Origin of the sequence: Catenuloplanes atrovinosus (assembly GCF_031458235.1) — a bacterium.
Lineage (GTDB): Bacteria > Actinomycetota > Actinomycetes > Mycobacteriales > Micromonosporaceae > Catenuloplanes > Catenuloplanes atrovinosus.
In genome coordinates this window covers 1,012,112-1,036,128 of record NZ_JAVDYB010000001.1, presented here as the reverse complement: position 1 = coordinate 1,036,128, position 24,017 = coordinate 1,012,112, and the positions used below count along the sequence as shown (strand labels likewise).

At 73.1% G+C, this 24,017-nt stretch carries 24 protein-coding genes; 14 read left to right on the top strand and 10 right to left on the bottom strand.

Features of this window, described 5'->3' with window-relative positions:
- Positions 1 to 2: 2 nt before the first annotated feature.
- A complete protein-coding gene (locus J2S41_RS04625; protein ID WP_310363483.1) occupies positions 3 to 512 on the bottom strand; it encodes an Atu4866 domain-containing protein in 510 nt (169 codons plus the stop codon).
- A gap of 740 nt (positions 513 to 1,252) precedes the next feature.
- Between J2S41_RS04625 and J2S41_RS04620 the strand changes: the two genes are divergently transcribed.
- Genes J2S41_RS04620 through J2S41_RS04595 form a run of 6 tightly spaced genes read left to right on the top strand, consistent with a single transcriptional unit; the run spans position 1,253 to position 5,860 of the window.
- On the top strand, positions 1,253 to 1,555 hold the full coding sequence (locus J2S41_RS04620) for an urease subunit gamma (RefSeq protein WP_310376285.1): 303 nt from the start codon (positions 1,253 to 1,255) through the stop codon (positions 1,553 to 1,555).
- Positions 1,556 to 1,570: 15 nt separating this feature from the next.
- Positions 1,571 to 1,978: an urease subunit beta gene (locus tag J2S41_RS04615; protein ID WP_310363481.1), complete on the top strand. Its 408-nt coding sequence runs from the start codon at positions 1,571 to 1,573 to the stop codon at positions 1,976 to 1,978.
- Positions 1,975 to 3,681 (top strand): urease subunit alpha, encoded by a 1,707-nt coding sequence (locus tag J2S41_RS04610; RefSeq protein WP_310363478.1) that lies wholly within the window; start codon positions 1,975 to 1,977, stop codon positions 3,679 to 3,681. The genes J2S41_RS04615 and J2S41_RS04610 overlap by 4 nt, the downstream gene beginning before the upstream one ends.
- Positions 3,681 to 4,340, top strand: coding sequence for an urease accessory protein UreF (locus J2S41_RS04605; protein ID WP_310363477.1), 660 nt, complete (start codon positions 3,681 to 3,683; stop codon positions 4,338 to 4,340). The genes J2S41_RS04610 and J2S41_RS04605 overlap by 1 nt, the downstream gene beginning before the upstream one ends.
- A 37-nt stretch (positions 4,341 to 4,377) precedes the next feature.
- Positions 4,378 to 5,046, top strand: a complete 669-nt coding sequence (ureG, locus tag J2S41_RS04600) for an urease accessory protein UreG (RefSeq protein WP_310363475.1) — start codon at positions 4,378 to 4,380, stop codon at positions 5,044 to 5,046.
- Between the two features lie 22 nt (positions 5,047 to 5,068).
- Positions 5,069 to 5,860: an urease accessory protein UreD gene (locus J2S41_RS04595; RefSeq protein ID WP_310363473.1), complete on the top strand. Its 792-nt coding sequence runs from the start codon at positions 5,069 to 5,071 to the stop codon at positions 5,858 to 5,860.
- A 9-nt stretch (positions 5,861 to 5,869) separates the two neighbouring features.
- Here J2S41_RS04595 and J2S41_RS04590 read toward each other — a convergent pair whose 3' ends face one another.
- A complete protein-coding gene (locus tag J2S41_RS04590) occupies positions 5,870 to 7,090 on the bottom strand; it encodes a glycosyltransferase family protein (RefSeq protein WP_310363472.1) in 1,221 nt (406 codons plus the stop codon).
- A 287-nt stretch (positions 7,091 to 7,377) separates the two neighbouring features.
- Between J2S41_RS04590 and J2S41_RS04585 the strand changes: the two genes are divergently transcribed.
- On the top strand, positions 7,378 to 10,050 hold the full coding sequence (locus J2S41_RS04585) for a hypothetical protein (RefSeq protein WP_310363470.1): 2,673 nt from the start codon (positions 7,378 to 7,380) through the stop codon (positions 10,048 to 10,050).
- Between the two features lie 45 nt (positions 10,051 to 10,095).
- Here J2S41_RS04585 and J2S41_RS04580 read toward each other — a convergent pair whose 3' ends face one another.
- A complete protein-coding gene (locus J2S41_RS04580) occupies positions 10,096 to 10,764 on the bottom strand; it encodes a TetR/AcrR family transcriptional regulator (RefSeq protein WP_310363468.1) in 669 nt (222 codons plus the stop codon).
- Positions 10,765 to 10,874: 110 nt separating this feature from the next.
- Between J2S41_RS04580 and J2S41_RS04575 the strand changes: the two genes are divergently transcribed.
- The 5 genes from J2S41_RS04575 to J2S41_RS04555 all read left to right on the top strand — a co-directional run bounded on the left by J2S41_RS04575 (position 10,875) and on the right by J2S41_RS04555 (position 14,454).
- Positions 10,875 to 11,849, top strand: a complete 975-nt coding sequence (locus J2S41_RS04575) for a 2-dehydropantoate 2-reductase (RefSeq protein ID WP_310363465.1) — start codon at positions 10,875 to 10,877, stop codon at positions 11,847 to 11,849.
- Positions 11,850 to 11,982: 133 nt separating this feature from the next.
- Positions 11,983 to 12,639, top strand: a complete 657-nt coding sequence (locus J2S41_RS04570; RefSeq protein WP_310363460.1) for a TetR/AcrR family transcriptional regulator — start codon at positions 11,983 to 11,985, stop codon at positions 12,637 to 12,639.
- A complete protein-coding gene (locus tag J2S41_RS04565; protein WP_310363457.1) occupies positions 12,636 to 13,013 on the top strand; it encodes a DUF6069 family protein in 378 nt (125 codons plus the stop codon). Before J2S41_RS04570 ends, J2S41_RS04565 begins: the two co-directional genes overlap by 4 nt.
- Positions 13,014 to 13,130: 117 nt before the next feature.
- Positions 13,131 to 13,607, top strand: a complete 477-nt coding sequence (locus tag J2S41_RS04560; RefSeq protein ID WP_310363455.1) for a hypothetical protein — start codon at positions 13,131 to 13,133, stop codon at positions 13,605 to 13,607.
- A gap of 13 nt (positions 13,608 to 13,620) precedes the next feature.
- Entirely contained in the window at positions 13,621 to 14,454 is an 834-nt protein-coding gene (locus J2S41_RS04555) for an SDR family oxidoreductase (protein ID WP_310363452.1), read from the top strand.
- A gap of 476 nt (positions 14,455 to 14,930) precedes the next feature.
- Here J2S41_RS04555 and J2S41_RS04550 read toward each other — a convergent pair whose 3' ends face one another.
- On the bottom strand, positions 14,931 to 16,508 hold the full coding sequence (locus J2S41_RS04550) for an MFS transporter (RefSeq protein ID WP_310363450.1): 1,578 nt from the start codon (positions 16,506 to 16,508) through the stop codon (positions 14,931 to 14,933).
- Between the two features lie 8 nt (positions 16,509 to 16,516).
- Positions 16,517 to 16,996, bottom strand: coding sequence for a winged helix-turn-helix transcriptional regulator (locus J2S41_RS04545; RefSeq protein ID WP_310363445.1), 480 nt, complete (start codon positions 16,994 to 16,996; stop codon positions 16,517 to 16,519).
- 56 nt (positions 16,997 to 17,052) lie between these two features.
- Here J2S41_RS04545 and J2S41_RS04540 point away from each other — a divergent pair, with 56 nt between their 5' ends.
- Together J2S41_RS04540 and J2S41_RS04535 are read left to right on the top strand one after the other, a co-directional pair.
- Positions 17,053 to 17,547 carry a PaaI family thioesterase gene (locus tag J2S41_RS04540; protein ID WP_310363442.1) on the top strand — a complete coding sequence of 165 codons (495 nt, stop codon included), beginning with the start codon at positions 17,053 to 17,055 and terminating at the stop codon, positions 17,545 to 17,547.
- A 105-nt stretch (positions 17,548 to 17,652) separates the two neighbouring features.
- On the top strand, positions 17,653 to 19,281 hold the full coding sequence (locus tag J2S41_RS04535; protein WP_310363439.1) for a HAMP domain-containing methyl-accepting chemotaxis protein: 1,629 nt from the start codon (positions 17,653 to 17,655) through the stop codon (positions 19,279 to 19,281).
- Positions 19,282 to 19,295: 14 nt separating this feature from the next.
- Here J2S41_RS04535 and urtE read toward each other — a convergent pair whose 3' ends face one another.
- The 5 genes from urtE to urtA form a co-directional block, all read right to left on the bottom strand.
- Positions 19,296 to 19,994, bottom strand: a complete 699-nt coding sequence (urtE, locus tag J2S41_RS04530; RefSeq protein ID WP_310363437.1) for an urea ABC transporter ATP-binding subunit UrtE — start codon at positions 19,992 to 19,994, stop codon at positions 19,296 to 19,298.
- Positions 19,991 to 20,749 carry an urea ABC transporter ATP-binding protein UrtD gene (gene urtD / locus J2S41_RS04525; protein WP_310363433.1) on the bottom strand — a complete coding sequence of 253 codons (759 nt, stop codon included), beginning with the start codon at positions 20,747 to 20,749 and terminating at the stop codon, positions 19,991 to 19,993. The genes urtE and urtD overlap by 4 nt, the downstream gene beginning before the upstream one ends.
- Before the next feature lie 76 nt (positions 20,750 to 20,825).
- Positions 20,826 to 21,875: an urea ABC transporter permease subunit UrtC gene (gene urtC, locus J2S41_RS04520; RefSeq protein WP_310363431.1), complete on the bottom strand. Its 1,050-nt coding sequence runs from the start codon at positions 21,873 to 21,875 to the stop codon at positions 20,826 to 20,828.
- Positions 21,876 to 21,892: 17 nt separating this feature from the next.
- Positions 21,893 to 22,744, bottom strand: a complete 852-nt coding sequence (gene urtB, locus J2S41_RS04515; RefSeq protein WP_310363429.1) for an urea ABC transporter permease subunit UrtB — start codon at positions 22,742 to 22,744, stop codon at positions 21,893 to 21,895.
- Complete coding sequence (gene urtA / locus J2S41_RS04510) at positions 22,744 to 23,964, bottom strand: urea ABC transporter substrate-binding protein (RefSeq protein ID WP_310363428.1); 1,221 nt, start codon at positions 23,962 to 23,964, stop codon at positions 22,744 to 22,746. The genes urtB and urtA overlap by 1 nt, the downstream gene beginning before the upstream one ends.
- Between the last annotated feature and the right edge of the window lie 53 nt (positions 23,965 to 24,017).

Sequence of the window (24,017 nt, the reverse complement as noted above, 5' to 3'; positions counted from 1 at the left end):
ATCTACCGCGCTCCCCGGTCGAAGGTGTACCCCGCGTGGTGCAGCACGCCGTCGGCGAACCGCCCGTAGGCCCAGAATCCCTGGTCATCCCGGTACACGATCCGGTCCCCATCGATCCGGAACGCCCCCTGGTACGCATGCCGCCGCCCGGCCCGCGTCTCGTCATACCGCCCGTCCGCCGTCAGCTCCTGCCGGATGTAGCCGGTCCGGTCGACCCACATCCCCAGATATGGCGAGGCCGAGCCCCCCGGCACCGCGTCAACCGTCGACACGACCTCCCCGTCCACCACGAGCACCACCCCCCGCGACGGCCACCACACCACCATCTCCTGCGCCCCCTCGGACGCCTCCACCACCGCGAACGTCGCCGCCCCACCGACCCGCACCGGCCCCCCGAACAGCGGCACCACCATCCGCCCCGCGCACTCGACGACCTCCGCCCCGTCCCGGCCCAGCCCCGGCCCCGCCTCGACGATCCGCCCGCCCTCGACCCGCAGATCGATCCCGTCCACCGGATCCGGCATCCAGACCCGCCCACCGACAAAGAGCCGACTCACCACACACCTCCGAAGCGGTTTTTCCTCACCCCCACCCTCGTTCTCCCCGCACGCCCCAACCAGGGTGCGGTGCACCCTGCCTGCCCCCGCCCCCACGCCCTCCATCGCCGCACGGCCCACAAGAACGCGACCATTCCCGCGCCTCCAACCGGCCACCCACCTTGTGAGCCGCAGGCACGTTATTCCCGCCGAATTACGTGCCCACGGCTCACAAAGCCACATTGGACGGTCAACCAGCGTCACGTTATGGGTAGATTTCGCACGGCGATGCGAAATCAGAAGGCTCGGTCGGCAGCTACGGCCCGCAGTCCTGAGCCAGAGTTCGGTGCCGCGATTCCGGGCCGCAGAACCGAGACGGACGGTCCGTCGGCGCTTGCCCGCTAGCGGCAAAAACTCGAACAGCGCTTCAGCCCCGCAGCTACGCCTCCGCCGATGTCGAGGGCCGGGATGAGGCGCCGTACGAGGCGACCCTCCTCGCACGGATCGCCGATTCGTCGCCACGGCGCCTCGACCATGTCGAACGTCCGCGGCGGGTGAGGGGCGAAAGGTGGGTACGTGGGGCGGGGCGGCCGGTAGCGTGGTGATCAACGGGCAGTGAGGGGTTAACAGGGACGAAACGTGCCGGTGTCAGCATCGGTCGCCATGTGAGCCCGGATCAGCGCGCACCCGGGTCAGCGGACATGGAGGTCGGAGTCTTGTTCCTCAGCCGCCACGAGCAGGATCGGCTGCTCATCCACGTCGCCGCGGAGGTGGCGCGGAAGCGCCGTGAGCGAGGGTTGCGCCTCAATCATCCGGAGGCGACGGCGATCATCACGGCCTACATCCTGGAGGCGGCGCGGGACGGGCGGACCGTGGCGGAGCTGATGGAGGCCGGGCGGACCGTGCTGACCCGGGCGGACGTCATGGAGGGCGTGCCGGAGATGCTGGCCGAGGTGCAGGTGGAGGCCACGTTCCCGGACGGCACGAAGCTCGTCACCGTGCACGAGCCGATCCCGTAGGCGGAGGGGCAGCGGATGATTCCCGGAGAGATCGTGCCCGGCGACGGGGAGATCGAGATCAACGCAGGGCGGCCGGTGCTCACGCTGCCGGTGGCGAACACCGGTGACCGGCCGATCCAGGTGGGCTCGCACTACCACTTCGCGGAGGCGAACCCGGCGCTGGACTTCGACCGGCGGGCCGCGTGGGGGCACCGGCTGGCGGTGCCGGCGGGCACGTCCGTGCGGTTCGAGCCGGGCGTGCCGCGCGAGGTGGACCTGGTGCCGCTCGGCGGCCGCCGCATCGTCCCCGGCCTGCGCGGCGAGGCCGCCGGCCCGCTGGACAGCACCACCGGCCCGCTGGACAGCACCACCGGCCCCGCAGACAACCCGACCGGCCCGCGAGACAGCGCCACCGGCCCGCGAGACGAGGACGGAACCGCATGAGGATCGACCGACGACGGTACGCCGCGCTCTACGGTCCGACGACCGGTGACCGCATCCGGCTGGCGGACACCGATCTGCTGATCGAGGTCGAGGAGGACCGCAGCGGCGGCGGTGACGAGGCCGTCTTCGGCGGTGGCAAGGTCATCCGAGAGTCGATGGGCCAGTCGCTGGCGACCCGCGCGGAGAAGGCGCTCGACACCGTCATCACCGGCGCGGTCGTCCTCGACCACTGGGGCATCATCAAGGCCGACGTCGGCATCCTGGACGGCCGGATCGTCGCGCTGGGCAAGGCCGGCAACCCGGACACCATGGACGGCGTCCACCCCGGCCTGGTGATCGGCCCGGGCACCGAGGTCATCGCCGGCAACGGCAAGATCCTCACGGCGGGCGCGATCGACAGTCACGTGCACCTGATCGCGCCGGGCATCCTGGAGGAGGCGATCGCCTCCGGCATCACCACGATCATGGGGGGTGGCACCGGCCCGGCCGAGGGCACCAAGGCCACCACGGTCACGCCGAACGCCTGGTATCTCTCCCGGATGTTCGAGGCGCTGGACGTCTGGCCGGTGAACGTGCTGCTGCTCGGCAAGGGCAACACGGTCTCCGAGGAGTCCATGTGGGAGCAGTTGCGCGGCGGCGCGGGCGGGTTCAAGCTGCACGAGGACTGGGGCACCACGCCCGCGGCGATCGACGCCTGCCTGCGGGTGTGTGACGCGTCCGGCGTGCAGGCCGCGATCCACACGGACACGCTCAACGAGGCGGGGTACGTGCAGAGCACGCTCGCCGCGATCGGCGGCCGGTCGATCCACGCGTACCACACGGAGGGCGCGGGCGGCGGGCACGCGCCGGACATCATCACGGTGGCGTCCGAGCCGAACGTGCTGCCGTCCTCGACGAACCCGACCCGGCCGTACACGCGGAACACGCTGTCCGAGCACATCGACATGCTGATGGTCTGCCACCACCTGAAGCCGTCGATCCCCGAGGACCTGGCGTTCGCGGAGAGCCGGATCCGGCCGACCACGATGGCCGCGGAGGACGTGCTGCACGACCTCGGCGCGATCTCCATGATCGGCTCGGACTCGCAGGCGATGGGCCGCGTCGGCGAAGTGATCATGCGGACCTGGCAGACCGCGCACGTGATGAAGACGCGGCGCGGCAGCCTCCCCGGCGACGGTGGCAAGGACAACCTCCGGGCCCGGCGGTACGTCGCCAAGTACACGATCGCCCCGGCCGTGGCGCACGGGATCGAACGGGAGGTGGGCTCCGTCGAGCCCGGCAAGCTCGCCGACCTGGTGCTGTGGGATCCGGCGTTCTTCGGCGTCCGCCCCGCGCTGGTGATCAAGGGCGGCATGATCGCGTGGGCGCAGATGGGCGACGCGAACGCGTCCATCCCGACGCCGCAGCCGATGCTGCCCCGGCCGATGTTCGGCGCGTACGGCACGGCCGCGGCCGCGACCAGCCTGGCCTTCGTCGCGGAGGCCGCGATCGAGGGCGGGCTGCCGAACCGGCTGGACGTCAAGCGCCGCCTGGTCCCGGTCGCCAGCACGCGGGACGTGGGCAAGGCCGACCTGCCGCTGAACGACGCCACGCCGCGGATCGAGGTGGAGCCGGACACGTTCACGGTCCGGATCGACGGTGACGTGGTCGAGCCGCAACCGGTCGACTCGCTGCCGATGACCCAGCGTTACTTCCTGTTCTGATGGGCGCGACCGACTCGCTCGCCACGCTGCTCGTCCTGGCGGACGGGCGGCTCCCGGCGGGTGGGCACGCGCACTCGTCCGGCCTGGAGGCGCAGGTCAGCGCCGGGCGGGTGCGCTCGATCGAGGACCTGGACGGCTTCCTGCGCGGGCGGCTGGCCACGGGCGGGCTGGTGGCGGCGGCGTTCGCGGCGGCGGCCTGCGGTCGTACCGCGGCGCTGGAAGATCTTGATCGTGGGCTCGACGTCCGAACGCCGTCGCCGGCGCTGCGGGCCGCCTCACGCGCGCAGGGACGCGCGCTGCTGCGGGCCGGCCGGGCGATGTGGACGGTGCCGGCCCCGCCTCGCGCGGACCCGCACCAGCCGATCGCGTTCGGCGTGGTCGCCTCCGCCGCCGGCGTGTCACCGGCGCGGGCCGCGGTGGCCGCCGCGTACGGCACGATCGGCGGCCCGGCGAGCGCGGCCGTGCGGCTGCTGGGCCTGGACCCGTACGGCGTGCACGCGCTGCTGGCCCGGCTCGCCCCGGAGTGCGACGCGATCGCGGAGCGCGCCATGACCTGTCTCGACAAGCCGGTCGACGAGTTGCCGGCCGACGGTGCGCCGCTGCTGGACATCGGCGCCGAACACCACGCCACCTGGGAGGTGCGTCTCTTTGCCTCATAAGGACACCGACGGTTCCCTGCCGCACGGCCACGGACCGATGGACGCCGGCCCCGACCCGCACGCCCCCGCCCCCGCCTCCGGCGCCGCGCCGCGCGCGCTCCGGATCGGCATCGGCGGCCCGGTCGGCTCCGGCAAGACCGCGCTGGTCGCCGCGCTCTGCCGGTCGCTCGGCGGGGAGCTGCGGCTGGCCGTCGTCACCAACGACATCTACACCACCGAGGACGCGGACTTCCTGCTGCGCAACGGCGTGCTCCCGGCCGAGCGGGTGCGCGCGGTGGAGACCGGCTGCTGCCCGCACACCGCGATCCGCGACGACATCTCCGCGAACCTGGACGCGGTCGAGGACCTGGAGGCCTCGCTCGGCCCGCTCGATCTGATCCTGGTGGAGAGCGGCGGCGACAACCTCACGGCCACGTTCAGCAAGGGCCTGATCGACAAGCAGATCTTCGTGGTCGACGTGGCCGGCGGCGACAAGGTCCCGCGCAAGGGCGGGCCCGGCGTCACCACCGCCGACCTGCTGGTCATCAACAAGACCGACCTGGCCCCGCTGGTCGGCGCGGACCTGTCCGTGATGGACCGCGACGCCCGCGCCCGCCGCGGCGACCTGCCCACCATCTTCCAGTCCATCGCGGAGGACCGCGGCGCCTCGCAGGTGGCGGACTGGATCCGCGGCGAGCTCACCGCCCGGCTGCCGGTCGCTTCATGAGCCGTCGCGGGAGGGCCGGCTGATGCGGGCCACCGCGCGGATCGTCGCGGTGCCGGACGGGCGCGGCGGCACCGGGCTGCCCACGCTCGCCGGGGAGCCGCCGCTGCTGGTCCGGCGCACCGGCGCGCGGCGGCCCGGCGTGCCCGCGGACGTGCACCTGGTCGGCGGCGCGGCCGGACCGCTCGGCGGCGACCGGCTGCGCATCGAGATCACCGTCGAGCCGGGCGCGTCGCTGGTGGTCCGTACGGTCGCGGCGTCGATCGCGCTGCCCACGCCGCACGCGCACGGCCGCCCGGACACCTCGCGGGTGGAGGTGCGGGCCACGGTCGCGCCCGGCGGCGTGCTGCACTGGCTGCCGGAGCCGCTGATCGGCGCGGCCGGCTGCGACCACGACGCGATCACCGAGGTCGACGTGGCGGACGGGGGCACGCTGGTCTGGCGCGACGAGCTCGTCTGCGGCCGGCACGGGGAGCCCTGCGGCGACGTCCGGCTGCACACCACGATCCGGTACGCGGGCCGCACGCTCTACCGCCACGACCTGTCCGCCGGCCCGTCCGCGCCGGGCTGGTCCGGGCCCGCCGTGCTCGGCGCCGGTGGGCTGCGGGCCGGTGGCGGGCGGGCGACCGGCTCGCTGCTGGTGATCGACCCGGCCTGGGCGGACGGCGGGCCGCCACCGGCCTCTCCGGTCGGCGACACCGCCGCGGTGATGCCGCTGCCGGGCCCGGCGATCCTGGCCACCGCGATCGGTGCGGACCTGCGGGCGGTCCGCGCGCCGCTGGACGCCTGCCTGCACCTCACGCCGGCGCTCGTCTGATCCGTTCGGTCAGCGCGGCTCGGCCGCCCGTTCCGCACCCGTGCTGGGCCTCGGCACCGCCGGGAGACCCTGGCCGGCTTCGGGGCGGGGCGCCCGCCGCCGGGACGGCCACAGCAGGACGAGCAGCGTGAGCGGGATCAGGGCCAGGCTGACGTACGTGGAGGGTTGGTATTGGTTGATCTTCGGACGCCCGTCGATCGACAGGTCTAGGAAGATCAGCAGGCTCTGCACGACCACCAGGCCGATCAGCACCGCGCGCCGCGGGTGCCGCCAGAGCGCGATCGCACCGGCCGGGACGAGCGCGGGGAACGCGTACAGGCAGAACCGGCCCCAGTCGCCGCCCACCACGAACTGGAGCAGCACCGGGATCATCAGCCAGCCGAGCCGTCCGGCGTGCCGGAAGCCGTAGAGCCCGAGCGCCCACCAGATGCCGAGCGACGTGCCGACCGCGATGCCGAGCGCGTCCACGACGCCCTGCTGCTCCAGCTTCATCCCGACGATCCGGACGCCCGCCCGGACCAGCAGCTCCTGGGTCGGCCAGCCGTGCGTGGGCTTGGCCTGCACCGCCGTGGTCGCGAGCACGCCGGGGACGATCACCAGCGCGGTCCGGGCCGCGGCCGGGACGTCGATCCACCGGGTACGGAAGATCATGTAGATCGGCAGGGCGAACGAGATCACGGTCTCCCGGGCGAGCGCGGCCGCGACCAGCAGCAGTGGCAGCACCGCGGTCCAGCCGGCCAGCGCGGCCAGCATCGACCAGGCGAGCAGCGCCATCGCGGCGGGATCGATCAGGTACGGCTGGTGCAGGTAGAACAGGAACCCGGGCAGGCTGAGCAGCCCGGCCATGGCCAGGTACGCCGCGCCGCGGGTGCCGCCGAGCCGCCGGGTCAGCAGGTGCGCCGCGACGCCGGACGCCGCCACCGCGAGCGCGTTCACCAGGCGGAAGGCCTCACGGTAGCGCTCCGGGCCGCCGAGCTCGTGCGCCAGCAGCGGCGTCAGCATCCGGTACGTGTACGGCGTGTGCACCTGCGCCCGCGGGTTCTCCGCCAGCGCGAGGTAGTGGATCGTGTCGCCGCCGGAGGTCGCCGCGTGCGGCAGGATCAGCAGCCAGGCGGCGGTCAGCGCGGACGCGGCACCGACGGCGAGCGCGATCTCCCGGAACGCGGGAGATCTCAGAATCGCGAAGATCACTGTCGGGTCGCCTCCGGCCTGTGGTCGCGGGGTGGTCATGCCGTCCACACGCGGCCGTACGGATTCCGGTTGCGCCGTCGCCCCCCGTTCGCCCGGTCGATATCCGACGTACGTCACGAGAGGGGGACAGCGTGCGGCGGTCCACCATCCGCGACTTCACTCTAAGTGGACAGGGTTGGACACTGTGTGATCGGCTCACCTGCGCGCGCCGTTATGAACGAGTCCGCTCGACATTCACCGACATATGGCTTTCCGGCCTGCAAACCGGGCTTCTCGGGCGTCTCCCTGCTCGGGAAGGGCGTGACACGCACTTGCATAATCCAGTGATGGCACGGGATTCGGGGAGCGGACTGCCCAGCGGCGGGTCCGACATCGTTACGGTCGAGCTCACCGCCGCGGAGGCGGCCGCGGGCACGACGAAGACCATCGCGCTGCCGCCGGACGGGCGGCTCATCGCGATCAACCTGCCGGCCGGCATCGGCGACGGCGCGATCCTCCGGCTTCCTCGCAACGACGCCTCGTCCGCGGACGGGCCGCCGGAGCTCACCATCCACATCACGGTGACGTCCGCCGCCGGGCAGGACACCACCTCGATCATTCCGCTGCCGACGCCCTACGACGCGACCGCGCCGATCGCGGTTCCGCCCACCGGCGACGACAGGACCACGGTGCTCCCGACGGGCGCGGACGGCACGCCACCGGCCCCGGCCGACGAGGACCGGACGACCGTCATCTCCACCGGTACGCAGGCGAGCGCACCGGACGCCACGCCCCCCACCCCGGCCGCCGGGGCTTCGCCGGGCGCCACGGACGACGACCGGACGGCCGTGATCCCCACCGGCACCGCGCCGCCCGCCACCGGCGGAACCTCGACGCCGCCGTCCGGCGCCGACGAGGACAACACCGCCGCCATCTCCACCGGCACCGGCGAGACCCCCTCGCCCGCGACCGGCGAGACCTCGACGCCGCCCTCCGGCGCCGACGAGGACCGCACCGCCGTGATCTCCACCGGCACCGCGCCGGCCGCCGGCGGCGAGCCCCCGGCGCGCGCGACCGGCGAAACCTCGGCGGTCCGGTCCGGCACCGACGAGGACAACACCACCGTGATCCCGACGGCCGGCACCACCCCGGCCGAGCCGGTCGCGGCCCCGGCACCAGCGACGGCGGCGACGTCCGACCCGGAGAAGGCCGACGACGGCGACAAGACCTCGGTGATCGCCCCGGCCGCGTTCGCGGCCGGGGCGGCGGGGGCAGCCGCGGCCGCGGCGGGCTCCCGGTCCGGCGAGCCGGAGTCGCGGCCCGCCGACGCGCCGGTCAACGCGGAGACCACCCAGCACGTGCCCGCCGCCGCGTCGAGCGAGCCCGCCGGTGACACCACCACCGCCGCGCCGGCCGCCGCCGACACGGCAGCCGCGCCCACGCCCGGTTACACGCTGCCGGGCGGCACCGCACCGGACACCTCCGGCGACGCGGCCGGCGCGGGCATCCCGCCGACCTCCGGCGCGCCGTCGACCGCCTACCCGCCCACGCCCGGCCCGGGCTACCAGCCCGCCTCCGGCGCCCCGGCCCCGGGCACGCCCGGCTACCCGCCGGTCTCGGGTGCCCCGGCCCCGGGCACGCCCGGCTACCCGCCGGTCTCCGGCGCCCCGGCCCCCGGTCACCCGCCCGTCTCCGGTGCCCCGGCCGCCGGTTACCCGCCGATGTCCGGTGCCTCCGGCTACCCGCCGGCGGCCGGCACGCCCGGCTACCCGACCTCCGGCGCGCCCGGATATCCGCCGGTCTCCGGCGCCTCCGGCTACCCGCCGGCGCCCGGCTCCCCCGGATACCCGCAGCATCCCGGCTACCCGGGCGCCCCCGGTCACCCGACCTCCGGCGTGCCCGCGGCCGGCTACCCCACGTCCGGCGTGCCGGACCCGAACGCGCCCGCGCCGGGCACGCCGGTCTGGGGCCAGCAGCAGGCGGGCGGCGCCCCCGGGTGGGGACAGCCGGGTGCGTACCCGCTGGGTTATCCGGCTCCGCAGCCGCCGAAGCCGAAGCGCAACACCGGCCTGATCGTCGGCGCGGGCGTGCTGGTCCTGGTTCTGCTCTGCGCCGGCGTGCTCGCGGTGCCGTGGCTGGTGGGCAACGACCCGGCGGGGCCGGACGACCAGGGCCGGGGCGGCGGCCCCACGCCGGCGGCGAGCCCCACGCCGGTCGCGATGACGCCCGGGCAGTACCAGGCGATGCTGTCCGCGATGGACGGCGCGATCCAGCCGGCCTGGGACAAGATGAACAAGACCACCAAGCCGGACGACCTGTCCACGGCCGCGGACGAGCTGGGCGAGATGCTCGCGCTGCAGGCGGAGGAGCTGGAGCGGGTGACCGCGCCGGAGTCGGTGTCGGACGCGCACGAGCAGCTGGTCGCGGCGCTGAGCGCGCTGAGCACGGACGTGCTGGACACCAGCCTCTCCGCGGAGGGGTCCACGCTGTGCACCGGCTCCTCGGCGGTGAACGTGGTGTCCCGCTCGCAGGGCGGCGCGGCCATGCGGGACGCGTCCACGGCGCTGACGGCGGCGGACCCGGCGTCCAACTTCAAGGTCGGCGGCTGGATGCCGAAGGCGCTCAAGGAGGAGAACCGGCGTCCCCCGAACGGCAACTACTACCGGCAGGTGCGCGGCGGCCTGGGCGAGCTGAAGGTGGACAACGGCGGTGACCGCGACGCGCTGGTCAACCTGGTGAAGAACGGGCAGAGCAGCCCGGAGATGTCGTTCTACGTGCACGCGAAGGGCAACTTCACCGCCACCTCGATCAACGACGGCGCGTACACGATCTTCGTGACGTCCGGCAGCGACTTCGACGGCACGCGGTTCAACCGGGACTGCGACTTCAGCAAGTTCGACGAGTCGATCACGTTCGAGACGACCGCGGAGCAGTACACGATCTGGGAGATCAGCCTTCAGGCGACGACCGGCGGCAACGCCAGCACCAGCGACGTCGACCCGAACGCGTTCCCGGAGTGAGTGCGCCCGCCGGCGCGGGGGGCACGGGCTCCTCGCGCCGGCGGATCAGCCGTAGATGGCCCGGGGCAGGACCGCCGGCGGTACGCCGAACGTGCGCAGCAGCGCCTCGGTGAGGTGGTCGGCCGCGGTCTTCTCGCTCCAGCCGAGCGTGCCGGTGAGGTCGACGACCACGCGCTCGTCGAAGATCGTCACCCACATCAGCACCGCGAACCGCACGTCCTGCTGCGGGATGCGGCCGCGCGTCATCGCGGTCTCCACCAGCCGGGCGAGCCGGTCGTAGAGCGCGCCGATGAACGGGTCCTCCATGTTGCGCCGGGCCAGCAGGCCGCGCGGGGACCGCATGTGCACGGCGGCGGCGCCCCACCGGGTGGCCTGCGCCACCCACTCGTGACATAGAACACGGATGTCCGCGAGGGGGTCGTCGCCGACCGGCAGCCCGTCGAACGCCTCCAGCAGATCACCCATCAGATCGGCGAAGTACGCATCGACCGCGCTGCCGGTGTCGGAGAAGTTCCGGTACGCCGTGGCGGTCGAGATTCCGGCCCGCTCCGCGGCCTCGGCCAGCGGAAACTCCGTCCCGCGCTCGGCGATCAGCGTCCCAACGGCGGCGAGCAGCGCGGAGCGGCGCTGCCGTGCGTCGCTGCGCCGGGGGCGCTCGTCCTCCTCCGCTGCTGGGGCCTGCGTGGACCGGACCCGTCCCGTTGGCAGCGACATGTCCGGGATTGTATCGCCCGGCCTCGCCACGTCCCCGTAATGAGATCGCAAACTGGCTGGGCCACACTCGCAACTGAGAAGATCTTCTCAGTTATTCGGGAGGCTGGTTCATGTCCACGAGACAAACCCGCGTCGCGGTGATCGGTGCCGGCGCGGTCGGCCTGGTGGTCGCGGAGGCCGCGCACGACGCCGGCCACGACGTCGTGATGTGCGCGCGCACCCGGCCGGAGCGGCTGGTCATCGAGCGCGCCGACCGCGTGCGCGAGTTGGACGTACCGGTGCTGGTGGACCCGCGCGAGGCGCGGCACGCCGACTGGGTACTGCTCGCCACCAAGGCGCAGGACGTGGCCGGGGCCGCCGCCTGGTTCGACGGGCTGATCGGCCCGGACACCACGGTCGTCGTGCTGCAGAACGGCGTCGACCACGCCGAGCGCGTCGGCCCGCTGCTGCCGCCCGGGACCACGGTGCTGCCCGCGCTGGTCTACGTGGCCGCCGAACTGCTGGAGCGCGGCCACGTGCTGCACCGCAAGGGCGCGCGGCTCACCGTGCAGGGCTGCCCGGACACCGCCGGCCCGGAGTCGCTGGCCGGCTTCACCACCACGGCCGCGCCGGCCGCCACGGCGGCCACGGACAGCACGCTGCCGGGCGACCGGTTCGCCGCGCTGCTGTCCGGGTCCGGGCTCGCGGTGGAGCGGGTGGCGGACTTCCGCACCGCGGCGTGGCGCAAGCTGCTCACCAACGCGGCGGCGAACCCGATAACCGCGCTCACCATGCAGCGCATGGTGGTCATCCAGCAGAACGACTCGGTGCGCGCGCTGACCCGCGCGCTGCTGCACGAGGCGGTCCGGGTCGGCGCGGCGGCCGGCGCGGCGCTGACCGAGGACGACGTGGCGCGCACCATCGCGGTCTACGACGAGTTCGGACCGGACGACGGTACGTCGATGTACTACGACCGGGCCGGGGGGCGGGCCACCGAGCACGAACTGATCACCGGCTCGATAGTGCGGCTCGGCGACCGGCACGGCGTGGACGTGCCGCTGAACCGGGCGATCCTGGCGCTGATGCGGGGCCTGAACCACAAGTGAGCCCGACCTGCCGCGCCCGGTCCGGGCGCGGCAGGCCCTTGAATGAGTGAGGACTCACTCATATCCTGGTGGCATGACGCCACCCGGCACGCGGCGGCGCGCTCCGGCCATGAGCCCGGAGGAACGCCGCGAAATGATCATCAGAACGACCCTGCCACTGGTCGCCGAGTTCGGCGCGAAGGTGACGACCGCGCAGGTGGCACGCGCGGCCGGCATCGCGGAGGGCACCATCTTCCGCGTCTTCGCGGACAAGGACGAGCTGCTCACCGCCTGCATGTCCGAGGCGCTGCAGCCGGACGCGGTGCACGCGGACATCGCGGCGATCAGCCTCGACGCACCCCTCGCGGACCGGCTCGTGGAGGCGACCGAGACGCTCAGCGCCTACGTGACCCGCATCGGCACCATCACCGGCGCCCTGCACGCCACCGGCTTCCGCCCCGGCGATCCCTCCACCTCGGAAGCACCCGCACCGGACGAGTCCACATCGGATACGCCCACACCGGGCCAGTCCACATCGGATGAGCCCACGTCGGATGCGCCCACGGCGCGCCCCGCGCCGCCGCCCGGTGGCCGGGAGCGGGCCATGATGGGCACCATCGCCGCGCTGGCCGAGCTGTTCGAGCCCGAGGTGGCGGCCGGGACGCTGCGGCGTTCGCCGACCGAGCTGGCCACCGCGCTCTTCGGCATGCTCACCGTGCTCCACCGGCCGGGCCTGCCCGGCCCGCCCTCCGCCACCGACCTCGTCGACCTCTTCCTGTACGGCGCCGTGACCCGAGAGGAAAAATCATGAGAACCAGGCTCATAGCGGTAGCGGCCGCGGTGCTCGGACCCGCGCTGCTCTGGCTGGCCGTGGCCGGCATCGGCGGTCACCCGCTCACCGTCAGCTCCCCGGACGGGCGCACCATCGACGTACCCCTGCCCACCGTGATGCTCTTCGCCCTGGTCTTCTCGCTGCTCGGCTGGGGTTTCCTGGCTCTGCTGGAGCGCCTGCTCCCGCGCCGGGCCGCGGTGATCTGGGCGATCGTCGCGACGCTGGTGCTGCTGGTCTCGTTCGCCCCGCTCGCCGGCGAGATGGACACCGGCACCCGCGTCACGCTCGGCGTCATGCACGTGCTGGTGGCCGCCGCGCTCTTCGCCGGATTCCTCCGCCGCCGCGCTTCATGATCCTCCGTCACCGGCCGTTACGCGGAGCGCGATGATCGACTCCTCGTTCGGATGAACGACGGCAGGCGGACCGGCCGGTGACTCATTCGCGAACGATACTCATGGTTAGATCCGCCCATGGTCATGCGTCGCGGGCTCCCTCCGGCCGCCGTGCTGGCCACCTCGGTGCTGCTCTGCGCCGGTGGCGGCCTGACGCTCGCGTTCGGACTCTCCGGCGACACCATGGGCAGCCTGCTCCCGCCGTGGCTGCTCGTGCCGTACGGCGCGCTCTACCTGCTCCTGGCCTGGGCCGTCCTCCGCGGCCACGGCTGGGGACGCGTCCTGCTGCTGGTCCTCTGCGGCATCGGCGCCGCCCTGGCCGTGGCCCGGATGGTCTACGAGACCGTGCTGGCCGGCATGCCCGGCCTGGGCTGGCCGATCATCTACGCCGCGCTGGTCAGCACGCCGAGCGCGCGCGCCTGGTTCCGCCGGGCTCCGGAGTCGGCCGAGGACGCCTTCTTCGACCCGATGCGCGGCCCGCGCGAACAATCCCCAACCCCCACGAACAAGACCCCGCCACGGGTACGCCGTGAGCCCACCGACGACGAAGAGTGACAGAATCGCGGTCATGATCGAGATCGCGGTGACCGGCGTGACCGGCCACCTCGGCGGCGCCGTCGCCCGCCGCCTCTCCGCCGCCGGCCTCCCGCTGCGCCTCCTCGCCCGCTCGCCCGAGCGCGCCCCCGCGCTGCCGCACGCCACGGTGGTACCCGCCTCGTACGGCGACCGCCCCGCCGCCGAACGCGCACTGCACGGCGTCGAGGTCGCGCTGATGGTCTCGGCGGCGGAGTCCGCCGACCGCGTCGACCAGCACCGCGCGTTCATCGACGCGGCCGCCGCCGCGGGCGTACGCCACCTGGTCTACATCTCGTTCCTCGGCGCCGCGCCGGACGCCACGTTCACGCTGGCCCGCGATCACCACGCGACCGAGGAGCACCTGCGCGCCTCCGGCCTCACCTGGACCGCGCTGCGCGACAACCTCTACGCCGACTTCCTGCTCACGCTGCCCGGCCCCGACGGCGTCATCCGCGGCCCCGCCGCCGACGGCCGCGTCTCCGCCGTGTCCCGCTCCGACGTCGCCGACTGCGCCGCCGCCGTGCTCCGCACCCCCGCCCCGCACGCGAACCGCGTCTACCACCTCACCGGCCCCGAGGCCGTCTCCCTCGCCGACGTCGCCGCGCTGCTGACCAGGCACACCGGCCGCCCGATCACCTACCACCCCGAGACGCTCCCGGAGGCCTACGCCTCCCGCGCCCACTACGCCGCCCCCACCTGGCAGCTCGACGCCTGGATCTCCACCTACACCGCCATCGCCTCCGGCTCCCTCTCCCCCGTCACCGACCACGTCGCCCTCCTCTCCGGCCACCCCGCCACGCCCATCACCGCCCTCCTCCCCACCTGACCCGCGGCGCGCGAGCGTGCCGACTCAGCCCCCGGGCCGCGTCCGATCAGCGCCACGGCATGACGGCGGCCCCCATCCCGAATCCGCGCACCAGGCCGCACGCCGCCACGGACAGATCGTGCGGCGGCGATCTCCGGCAGGCGGACGTGACGCGGGCGCGGCCGGATCAGGTGGCCGGTCCACCCGCGGCTCGTGGTGACCTCGCCGAGAACCGGCTCCGACGCGGCGGGTGGAGCGGAGCGCCAGCGGAGCCGGAGCCCGCCGCGGGTTTGCCCGCGGGAGCATGCGGGCGGCACCACGCCGGAAGCGGGAAGATCGGGGTCCGGGGTCGTCCCCGGAGCCGGCACAGCGCCCGCGGGAGCATGCGGGCGGCACCACGCCGGAAGCGGGAAGATCGGGGTCCGGGGTCGCCCCCGGAGCCGGCACAGCGCCCGCGGGAGCAAGCGGGCCGCACCACGCCGGAAGCGGGAGATAGATCAAGCGGTTGGTGCGGCGGTGGCGGGGAAGAGGTGGCTGACCTCGGGTGGGCCGTCCGCGAGGGAGCGGGCGTGTTCCTCGGCGGCCCGGTCGGCGCCGGTGAGGCGGCCGGTGTGCTGGCGGAGGTGTTCCTCCCAGGAGGAGACGAGGTAGACCTCGACGAAGGTGCCGGAGCCGGCGCCGTCGCGGAAGAGACCCCAGCGGTACGCGCCGGTGCGCTGGACCGCGCGGCGGACCGCGTCCATGGCCGTCACGAACGCGGGGGCGTTGGCGGCGCTGACCTTGTAGCGGACCGTGACCAGGATGGGGCCGGTGCGCGGGTCGGGTTCGAGCGTGAGGTGGGGTTCGGGCCAGAAGACGGCGGGGGCGCGGTCCATGGTGCGGGTGTCGATCAGCGCCCAGAAGCGCAGCGTGAGCGCGCCGGCCAGCATCAGCGCGGCGGCGGCGGTGAGCGCGACCGGGAGGCCGGTGGCGTCCGCGAGCAGGCCCCAGGCGAGCGCGGGCAGCGCCTGGGCGGCGGAGATGACGATCTGGTAGATCGCGAGGCCGCGGGCGCGCACCCAGCCGGGCAGGAACAGCTGCATGGACGCGTTGATGGTGGACAGCACCGCGACCCAGGCGATGCCGGCGGGCAGCAGCGCGATCATGACGAGCGCGGGCACCCGGACCAGGCCGAGCACGGCGAGCACGGCGGCGTATCCGATGCCGGCGGCGAGCAGCATCTGGTTGTTGGAGATCCGGTCGCGGATCGGCGCGAGCAGGAACGCGCCGGCGACCGCGCCGGCGCCGAGCACGGTGAGCATCAGGCCGTATCCGCCGGAGCCGAAGCCGAGGCGCTGGCTGGCGACCAGCGGGAGCAGCGCCCAGAGCGCGTTGCCGGGCGCGATGAACAGCACGGCGCGGAGCAGGATGCGGCGGACCACCGGCGAGTGCCGTACGTACCGGGTGCCGGCGCGGACCGCGGACGTGAACGGCTCCGGCGTGCGCGGCGCGCTGGTACGGTCCGGGCGCCAGGCCGCGAGCACGGCGGCGAACAGCACGAACGTGAGCGCGTTGATGCCGAACACGACGGCGGCGCCGGCCTGCGCGATGAGCAGGCCGGCCACCGCGGGCCCGACCGCGCGCGCCGCGTTGATGCTGATCGAGCCGAGTGCGGACGCGGAGACGAGTTGGTCGCGCGGCACCAGGTCGGGGATGGTGGCCTGCCACGCGGGAAGCGTGAGCGCCTGGCCGGCGCCGAGCGCGAACGTGAACGTGAGCAGCAGCGCCGGGTGTACGTCGCCGAGCGCGGTCAGCAGCGTGAGCAGGCCGGCGACCAGCGCGAGCCCGGCCTGCACGGCCAGCAGCAGGCGGCGCCGGCCGAGGCTGTCGGCGAGCGCGCCGGCCGGCAGCGCGAGCAGGAACACCGGTGCCAGGCTGGCGGTCTGGACGAGCGAGACGAGCGTCGACGCGTTCGGCTCGGCGACCAGCAGCCACTGGGCGCCGACCGTCTGCATCCAGAGTCCGACGTTGCTGACCAGGACCGCGAGCCAGAGGTTGCGGTAGACGGCGATGCGCAGCGGACCGGTGATCGACACGCCGCAGTCTATGCCGGATCGAGACGAATCGCCCCCGGGCCGGGCGTCAGCGCGACCTCGCGCGGGTCGGTCAGTTCGTGGCCGTCCGCGCAGTGCACGGTGAGGTGGACGTCGGCGTCGCAGCCGCGGTGGATCGCCCGCACGGACGGTCCCTCGGGCCCGGTGAGGTAGCGCTCGCCCCAGGCGCGCAGCGCGATCAGGATCGGGTAGAGGTCGAAGCCCTTGGGGGTGAGGCGGTACTCGTACCGGCGGCGGCTGCCCGGCTCCTGGTAGGGCTCGCGGCGCAGCAGGCCCTGCTCGACCAGCATGGCCAGCCGGTTGGTGAGGACCTGCCGGGGCACGCCGGTGCGCTCGCGCATGTCCTCGAACCGGCGGACGCCGCTGAACACCTCGCGCATCACCGCGACCGCCCACTTCTCGCCGAGCACGGCCATCGTGCCGTCGATCGGGCAGTTCTCCACGGACCAGTTCAACGCCTCGGGTCTCACGACAACCAGGCTAAGTCTCGTTGACAGACCCAGCAACCGGCTGGGAGGCTGCGTCCATGGAAGAGACTCAGCGCAGCCGTACGTACACCTGGACGGACCCCGCCGCCGTCGCCGCTCACCTCGGTCGCCGCGGCGGCCTCGACCTGATCCGGGCGATGTGCGCGGGCGAGCTGCCGGCCCCGCCGATCATGCACACGGTCGGGATCGCGGGCATGGAGGCGAAGGAGGGCTGGATCGGCATCGACCTGGACCCGCAGGAGTATCACTACAACCCGCTCGGCTCCGTGCACGGCGGCGTCATCTCGACGCTGCTGGACACCGCGGCGGCGTGCGCGGTGCACACCACGCTGCCGGCCGGCGTCGGCTACACGTCGCTGGATCTGACCGTGAAGTTCGTCCGCCCGGTCACCCTCGCGACCGGCCGGGTGCGCTGCGAGGGCACCCTGCTCAGCCGGGGACGCCGGACCGCGCTCGCCGAGGCGCGGCTCACCGACGCGGCCGGCAAGCTCCTGGCCCACGGCACGTCGAGCTGCCTCATCTTCGAGCTGTGACACCACGCTAAACGGGCGGAAAACGTAAGACCGCGCGTTTCCCGGTCGATCGGGTTGCAGTCCGGTGTGTTTCGGGTTGCATCCGGTCCGAGCGGGAGATGACAGATGAGCACTGAGCCCTCCGCTGCCGCGCCGTCCGCTCGGCGCGGCGGCCCGGCACGCTGGTTCACCGACCGGAGCGTGAACTCGAAGATCCTCTCCGCCGTGGCGGTCGCCGCGATCGCCGCGGGCGTCATCGGCGTCACCGGGTACGTGGAGCTCGACACGCTCGACCAGAAGGCGGACACGCTCTACACCGACAACGTGGCGCCGCTGACCGTGCTGTCGTCGCTGCAACGGGACTTCCAGACCTGGCGAGCCCGCGTCCTGGAGTACGGCGGCGCGAGCACGGAGACCCGTACGACGCTGCGGCCCGAGATCGACGACCGGGAGCGCAGCATCGACGAGGGGATCGGCTCGTACCTGTCGCACGCCGTCGACGCGGATGCCATGAAGACGTTCGAGGAGGACTTCGTCCGGCTGGTGGACCTGGCCGACAACACGCTCATCCCGCTGGCGGAACAGAACCGGACCGCGGAGTTCTTCACGCAGTACCGCGCGCAGTTCGTGCCGGTGATGACCGACGCCGCCGACGCCATCGAGGCGGAGAACGCGGCCGAGGCCGGCCAGGCCAAGCTGCGTGCGGAGGAGGCCAGCGCCGCCGCCGAGACCGGCGAGATCACGCTGGTGGTCGTGGGCCTCGTCGGCATCCTGCTCGCGCTGGCGCTCGGCATCTGGGTGGCCCGGCAGATCGTCGGCCCGCTGGCCAAGGTCAAGCGCTCGCTGAGCCACATGGCCGAGGGTGACCTCACGCTGGAGCCGGACGTGCACGGCCGGGACGAGGTCGGCCAGATGGCCGGCATGCTGACGCGGGCGCTGCGGCAGACCCGCGAGGTGGTGGCCTCCGTCGGCGCCGCCTCACAGAGCCTCGCCGCCGCCGCGGAGCAGACCTCGGTGATCGCGAACCAGATCGCCAAGAACGCCGAGGAGGCCTCCACCCAGGCGAAGGTCGTCTCGGCCGCGTCCGAGGAGGTCTCCCAGGGCGTGACCACGGTCGCGGCCGGCTCCGAGGAGATGGGCGCCGCGATCGGCGAGATCGCGCAGAGCGCCAACAACGCCGCCGAGGTCGCGGGTCAGGCCGTGGCCGTGGCCGAGTCGACCAACCAGACCATCGCCACGCTCGGCGAGTCCTCCCGCCAGATCGGCGACGTCATCAAGGTCATCACCGCCATCGCCGAACAGACCAACCTGCTCGCCCTCAACGCCACCATCGAAGCCGCCCGCGCCGGCGAGGCCGGCAAAGGCTTCGCCGTCGTCGCCACCGAGGTCAAAGACCTCGCCCAGGAGACCGCCCGCGCCACCGAGGACATCTCCCGCCGCGTCGAGGCCATCCAGGCCGACAGCAACCAGGCCGTCACCGCCATCCAGGAGATCGCCGAAGTCATCGGCCGCATCAACGACTACACCACCACCATCGCCTCCGCCGTCGAAGAACAATCCGCCACCACCGCCGAGATGAACCGCAACGTCACCGAGGCCGCCAACGCCACCGGCCAGATCAGCGCCAGCATCGACAACGTGGCGGAGAACGCCCGCATCACCGCCGAGTCGGTCGCCGACGCCCAGCGCTCCGCCGCCGAGCTCTCCCGGATGTCCAACGAGCTCCAGAGCACGGTCTCCCGCTTCACCTACTGACGCCGGCCACCGGGTCACACCGAGAGGAGGTGGTGGAGGGAGTCGTCGTGGAGGGCGGCGCGAGGACCGGCGCGGACGACCTCGCCGGCGTCCAGGATGAGGAAGCGGTCGGCCAGGCGGAGCGCGGTCTCCAGGTACTGCTCGATGAGGAGGATGGCGAGCCCGGCCTCGGTGTGCAGGCGCGCGATCGCCTCCTCGATCTCGACGATGATGGAGGGCTGGATGCCCTCGGTGGGCTCGTCGAGCAGCAGCATGCGGGGGCGGGTGACCAGCGCGCGGGCCATCGCGAGCTGCTGTTGCTGGCCGCCGGAGAGGAAGCCGGCGCGGCGCGGGAGCAGCGCGCGCAGCGCCGGGAACAGGTCGAGCGCCTCGTCCAGCGCGGACCGCTGACCGCCGGGCGCGGCCTCCAGCGTGACCTGGAGGTTCTCGGCCACGGTGAGCTGTGGGAACGTCTCGTGGCCCTGCGGGACGTAGCCGAGCCCTCGGCGTACCCGCTGGTGGGTCTTGAGGGTGGAGATGTCCTCGCCCTCGAACGTGATCGTGCCGGCGCGCGCGGGCAGCACGCCCATGATGGCCTTGAGCAGCGTGGACTTGCCGACGCCGTTGCGGCCCATGACGCAGGTGAGTTCCCCGGCGGGGGCGTGGAGATCAACCCCGAAGAGCACCTGCGCGCGGCCGTACGCCACATCGAGTCCGGACACGTCGAGCGTCATGCGGGTTCCCTCTCCGGCTCGGACCGCGACCGTCCGAGGTAGACCTCGCGGACGCGTGGATCGGCCTGCACGTCCGCGACCGAGCCCTCGCGGAGCAGCCGGCCCTCGTGCAGCACCGTGACCTGGCTGGCGTACCGGCGCAGGAATTCCATGTCGTGCTCGATCACCACGACCGTGTGCTCCTTCGCCACGGTCTGGAGCAGCCGGCCGGTGCGTTCGCGTTCCGCCCGGCTCATGCCGGCCACCGGCTCGTCGAGCAGCAGCAGGCTGGGCCGCTGCACCAGCAGCATGCCGATCTCCAGCCACTGGCGCTGGCCGTGCGAGAGCACACCGGCCGGCCGGTCGGCCAGCTCGGTCAGGCCGGTGGTCTCCAGCACCCCGGCCACCTCGGCGGAGACGCCGCGCCGCGCGCGCAGCAGCGCGAGCGGGCTCCGCCGGAAGGACGCGGCCAGGTCCAGGTTCTCCAGCACGCTCAGTTCCTCGAAGACGACCGAGGTCTGGAAGGTACGGCCGACGCCGAGCCGGACGATCGCGTGCTCCCGGCGCCCGCGCAGCTCGGTGCCGTTGAACCGGACCGAGCCGGACGTGGCCCGGACCCGCCCGGTGATCACGTCGATCAGCGTGGTCTTGCCCGCGCCGTTCGGCCCGATGAGGAACCGCAGTTCGCCCGGCTGCACCGTGAAGTCCAGGTCGGTGAGCGCATGGAAGCCGTCGAAGACCACATTGAGCCCCCTGACCTCCAGCCGTCCGGTCATGCCGCCTCCTCCGCTTCGCTCCCCCGTCGGCATGACCTACGTGGGCTGAGCCCCCTGATGCCCTCGCTTCGCTCGGTCATGCCGGCACCTCCTCGGGCGCGGGTGCCGCCGGTGGCGAGGCTCTCCGGCGGCGCAGCAGCGACAGGCCGGAGGCGAGCAGCCCGGCCAGGCCGCGCGGCGCCCACAGCATCACCGCGATGAACAGCGCGCCCTGGAGGTACGTCCACGCGGACGGGAACGTCTCGCTGAGCCCGGTGCTGGCGTAGTGGTACAGCACCGCGCCGCCGATCGCGCCGCCGAGCGAGAAGCGCCCGCCGATCGCGACCGCCACCAGCATCTCCAGCGACGGCACCACGCCCAGGTCGGCCGGGCCGAGGATGCCCACCACCGGTACGAACAGCGCACCCGCGATCCCGGCCATGGCCGCCGAGACCGCGTAGACCAGCGTCTTGACCACGGCCGGGTCGTAGCCGAGGAACCGCACCCGGTCCTCGCCGTCCCGGACCGCGACCAGCAGGCGGCCGAGCCGGCTGCGGGACAGTTGCCACGCGGCCAGGAACACCGCCAGCAGCGCGCCGAGCACCAGGTAGTAGACGATCCGCTTGCCCGCCGGGTCGTAGAGGTCGAGGCCGAAGAAGTACCGCACGTTGGTCAGCCCGTTGGTGCCGCCGGTGAGGCCCTGCTGGCCGACCAGCAGGATCACGAACGCGGCCGCGAGCGCCTGGGAGAGCACGGCGAAGTACGCACCGCGCACCCGCTGCCGGAACACCAGCGTGCCGAGCAGCAGCGCGGTCACGGTGGGCAGCACGACCACCATGGCCAGCGCGAAGACCGGGTCGCGGAACGGCGCCCAGAGCGCGGGCAGCGTCTCCACGCCGCTCCACACCATGAAGTCGGGCAGCGCACCGGGCCCGGCGTCGGCGAGCTTGAGGTGCATGCCCATGGCGTAGCCGCCGAGCCCGAAGAAGACGCCCTGGCCGAGTGTGAGCATGCCGCCCCGCCCCCAGGCCAGGTGGATGCCGACCGCCACGATCGCGTAGCAGAGCCACTTGGCCAGCAGCTCCAGCCGGAACGCGGGCAGCAGCGCCGGAGCGGCGAGGAGCAGCAGCGCGACGACGAGGAACACACCCCACCTGGAGGCCCTCATGTCAGGGCCCGGGTGCGGAGGACGAACAGGCCCTGCGGACGGATCTGGAGGAACGCGACGATCACGGCGAACACCACCACCTTGGCGAGGCTGGCGTCGGTCCAGAACTCGACGAAGCTGTTCAGCACGCCCAGCGCGAACGCCGCGATCACCGCGCCGCCCAGCCGGCCGAGCCCGCCCGCCACCACGATGAGAAAGGCGTCCACGATGTAGTAGGTGCCGAGCGACGGCCCGACCGGCCCGATCAGCGTCAGCGCCACACCCGCGACGCCGGCCAGCCCGGAGCCGAGGAGGAACGTGAGCTGGTCGACCCGCTCGGTGGCGACGCCGCTGACGGCCGCGAGCTGCCGGTTCTGCATGACCGCGCGCATCCGGCGGCCCTGCCGCATCCGGGTCAGGTAGACCGCGATCGCGGCGACGCAGGCCAGGGCCAGGACCAGGATGAAGATCCGGCTGTACGGCAGCGGGCCGACGCCGCCGGTGAGCCAGGCGGGCGCGGTGACGCCCACGTTCGGCGCGCCGAAGATGTCCCGGGCGAGCTGTTGCAGGATCAGGCTGACGCCGAACGTGAGCAGCAGCGTGTCCAGGGCCCGGCCGTAGAAGCGGCGGATCAGCAGCCGTTCCAGGACCACGCCCAGCGCGCCGGCGATCAGGAACGCCACCGGCAGCGCGACCAGCAGACCCACGCCCTGCAGCACGTACGCGGTGTAGGCACCGATCATGATGAACTCGCCGTGCGCCATGTTGATCACGCCCATCTGGCCGAACGTGAACGTCAGCCCGAGCGCGATCAGCAGCAGCACCGCGCCCATGCTCGCGCCGATGAACAGCTGGTTGAGGATGGCCATCAGCTCAGCCCGGTCGCCCAGGAGTAGCCCTTGAGGTACGGGTCCGGCTTGATCGGCTGCCCGGAGTTCCACACCTCCCGGATCTGGCCGTCCGGCTGCACCAGGCCGATCCGCGCGGTCTTGAACACGTGCTGGTTCTCGCCGTCGATCGTGACCGTGCCCTCCGGCAGGTCCAGCGCGATGCCCTTGGCCGCGGCCTTGACCGCCTCGGTCTCGGTGGTGCCGGCCTTCGCGACCGCGGCGGCCCACAGCTTGACCGCGTTGTAGCCGGCCTCCATCGGGTCGGAGGTGACCTTGTTCGCGCCGTACCGGGCCTTGAACGCGGCGACGAACGTCTGGTTCGCCGCGCCCGGCGTGGTCTGGTAGTAGTTCCAGGCGACCAGGTGACCGGCGATGTTGTCCGGCCCGATGCCGGCGACCTCCTCCTCGGCCACGCTCACGCTGACCGTGGGCATCGCGTCCGCGGTGATCCCGGCGCCGCGCAGCGCCTTGAAGAACGCCACGTTGGAGTCGCCGTTCAGCGTGTTGAAGACCGCGTCCGGGCGGGCCTGACCGAGTTTGTTCACCACGGTGCTGTACTCGGTGTGGCCGAGCGGTGTGTACTCCTCGCCGACGATCTCCATGCCGTTCGCCGCGGCGTAGGCCTTGATGATCTTATTGGCGGTACGCGGGAAGACGTAGTCGCTGCCGACCAGGAAGACCTTCTTCTTGCCCTGCTCCCTGAGGTAGTCCAGGCCGGGCACGATCTGCTGGTTGGTGGTGGCGCCGGTGTAGAAGATGTACGGCGAGCTCTCCAGCCCCTCGTACTGCACCGGGTACCAGAGCAGCGCCCGGTTGCGCTCGAAGACCGGCAGCATGGCCTTGCGGCTGGCGGACGTCCACCCGCCGAAGACCGTCGCCACCCGGTCCTGGCTGATCAGCTTCTGCGCCTTCTCGGCGAACGTGGGCCAGTCCGAGGCGCCGTCCTCGACGACGGGCTCCAGCTTCTTGCCCAGCACGCCGCCGGCGGCGTTGATCTCCTCGATCGCGAGCAGCTCGGCGTCCCTGACCGTGACCTCGCTGATCGCCATGGTGCCGCTGAGCGAGTGCAGGACGCCGACCTTGATCGTGTCGCCGCTCGCCGCGCCCCCCGACGGCGCCTCGCCGACGCAACCGGCCGTGACGGCGAGCGCGACGGCGAGCCCCAGCGCGACGAACGGACTCCGCAGACCTCGTGACATCCGACTTCCTCTCTGCCGGTGCGGGTGCAGAGAAGCTAGGGTCGCGCGATTTC

Coding starts and splice junctions, on each gene's coding strand:
- J2S41_RS04615 (WP_310363481.1), top strand. CDS start 1,571: ATGATTCCCGGAGAGATCGTGCCCGGCGACGGGGAGATCGAGATCAAC.
- J2S41_RS04610 (WP_310363478.1), top strand. CDS start 1,975: ATGAGGATCGACCGACGACGGTACGCCGCGCTCTACGGTCCGACGACC.
- J2S41_RS04605 (WP_310363477.1), top strand. CDS start 3,681: ATGGGCGCGACCGACTCGCTCGCCACGCTGCTCGTCCTGGCGGACGGG.
- ureG (WP_310363475.1), top strand. CDS start 4,378: ATGGACGCCGGCCCCGACCCGCACGCCCCCGCCCCCGCCTCCGGCGCC.
- J2S41_RS04595 (WP_310363473.1), top strand. CDS start 5,069: ATGCGGGCCACCGCGCGGATCGTCGCGGTGCCGGACGGGCGCGGCGGC.
- J2S41_RS04590 (WP_310363472.1), bottom strand. CDS start 7,090: ATGACCACCCCGCGACCACAGGCCGGAGGCGACCCGACAGTGATCTTC.
- J2S41_RS04585 (WP_310363470.1), top strand. CDS start 7,378: ATGGCACGGGATTCGGGGAGCGGACTGCCCAGCGGCGGGTCCGACATC.
- J2S41_RS04580 (WP_310363468.1), bottom strand. CDS start 10,764: ATGTCGCTGCCAACGGGACGGGTCCGGTCCACGCAGGCCCCAGCAGCG.
- J2S41_RS04575 (WP_310363465.1), top strand. CDS start 10,875: ATGTCCACGAGACAAACCCGCGTCGCGGTGATCGGTGCCGGCGCGGTC.
- J2S41_RS04570 (WP_310363460.1), top strand. CDS start 11,983: ATGATCATCAGAACGACCCTGCCACTGGTCGCCGAGTTCGGCGCGAAG.
- J2S41_RS04565 (WP_310363457.1), top strand. CDS start 12,636: ATGAGAACCAGGCTCATAGCGGTAGCGGCCGCGGTGCTCGGACCCGCG.
- J2S41_RS04560 (WP_310363455.1), top strand. CDS start 13,131: ATGGTCATGCGTCGCGGGCTCCCTCCGGCCGCCGTGCTGGCCACCTCG.
- J2S41_RS04555 (WP_310363452.1), top strand. CDS start 13,621: ATGATCGAGATCGCGGTGACCGGCGTGACCGGCCACCTCGGCGGCGCC.
- J2S41_RS04540 (WP_310363442.1), top strand. CDS start 17,053: ATGGAAGAGACTCAGCGCAGCCGTACGTACACCTGGACGGACCCCGCC.
- J2S41_RS04535 (WP_310363439.1), top strand. CDS start 17,653: ATGAGCACTGAGCCCTCCGCTGCCGCGCCGTCCGCTCGGCGCGGCGGC.
- urtE (WP_310363437.1), bottom strand. CDS start 19,994: ATGACGCTCGACGTGTCCGGACTCGATGTGGCGTACGGCCGCGCGCAG.
- urtD (WP_310363433.1), bottom strand. CDS start 20,749: ATGACCGGACGGCTGGAGGTCAGGGGGCTCAATGTGGTCTTCGACGGC.
- urtB (WP_310363429.1), bottom strand. CDS start 22,744: ATGGCCATCCTCAACCAGCTGTTCATCGGCGCGAGCATGGGCGCGGTG.
- urtA (WP_310363428.1), bottom strand. CDS start 23,964: ATGTCACGAGGTCTGCGGAGTCCGTTCGTCGCGCTGGGGCTCGCCGTC.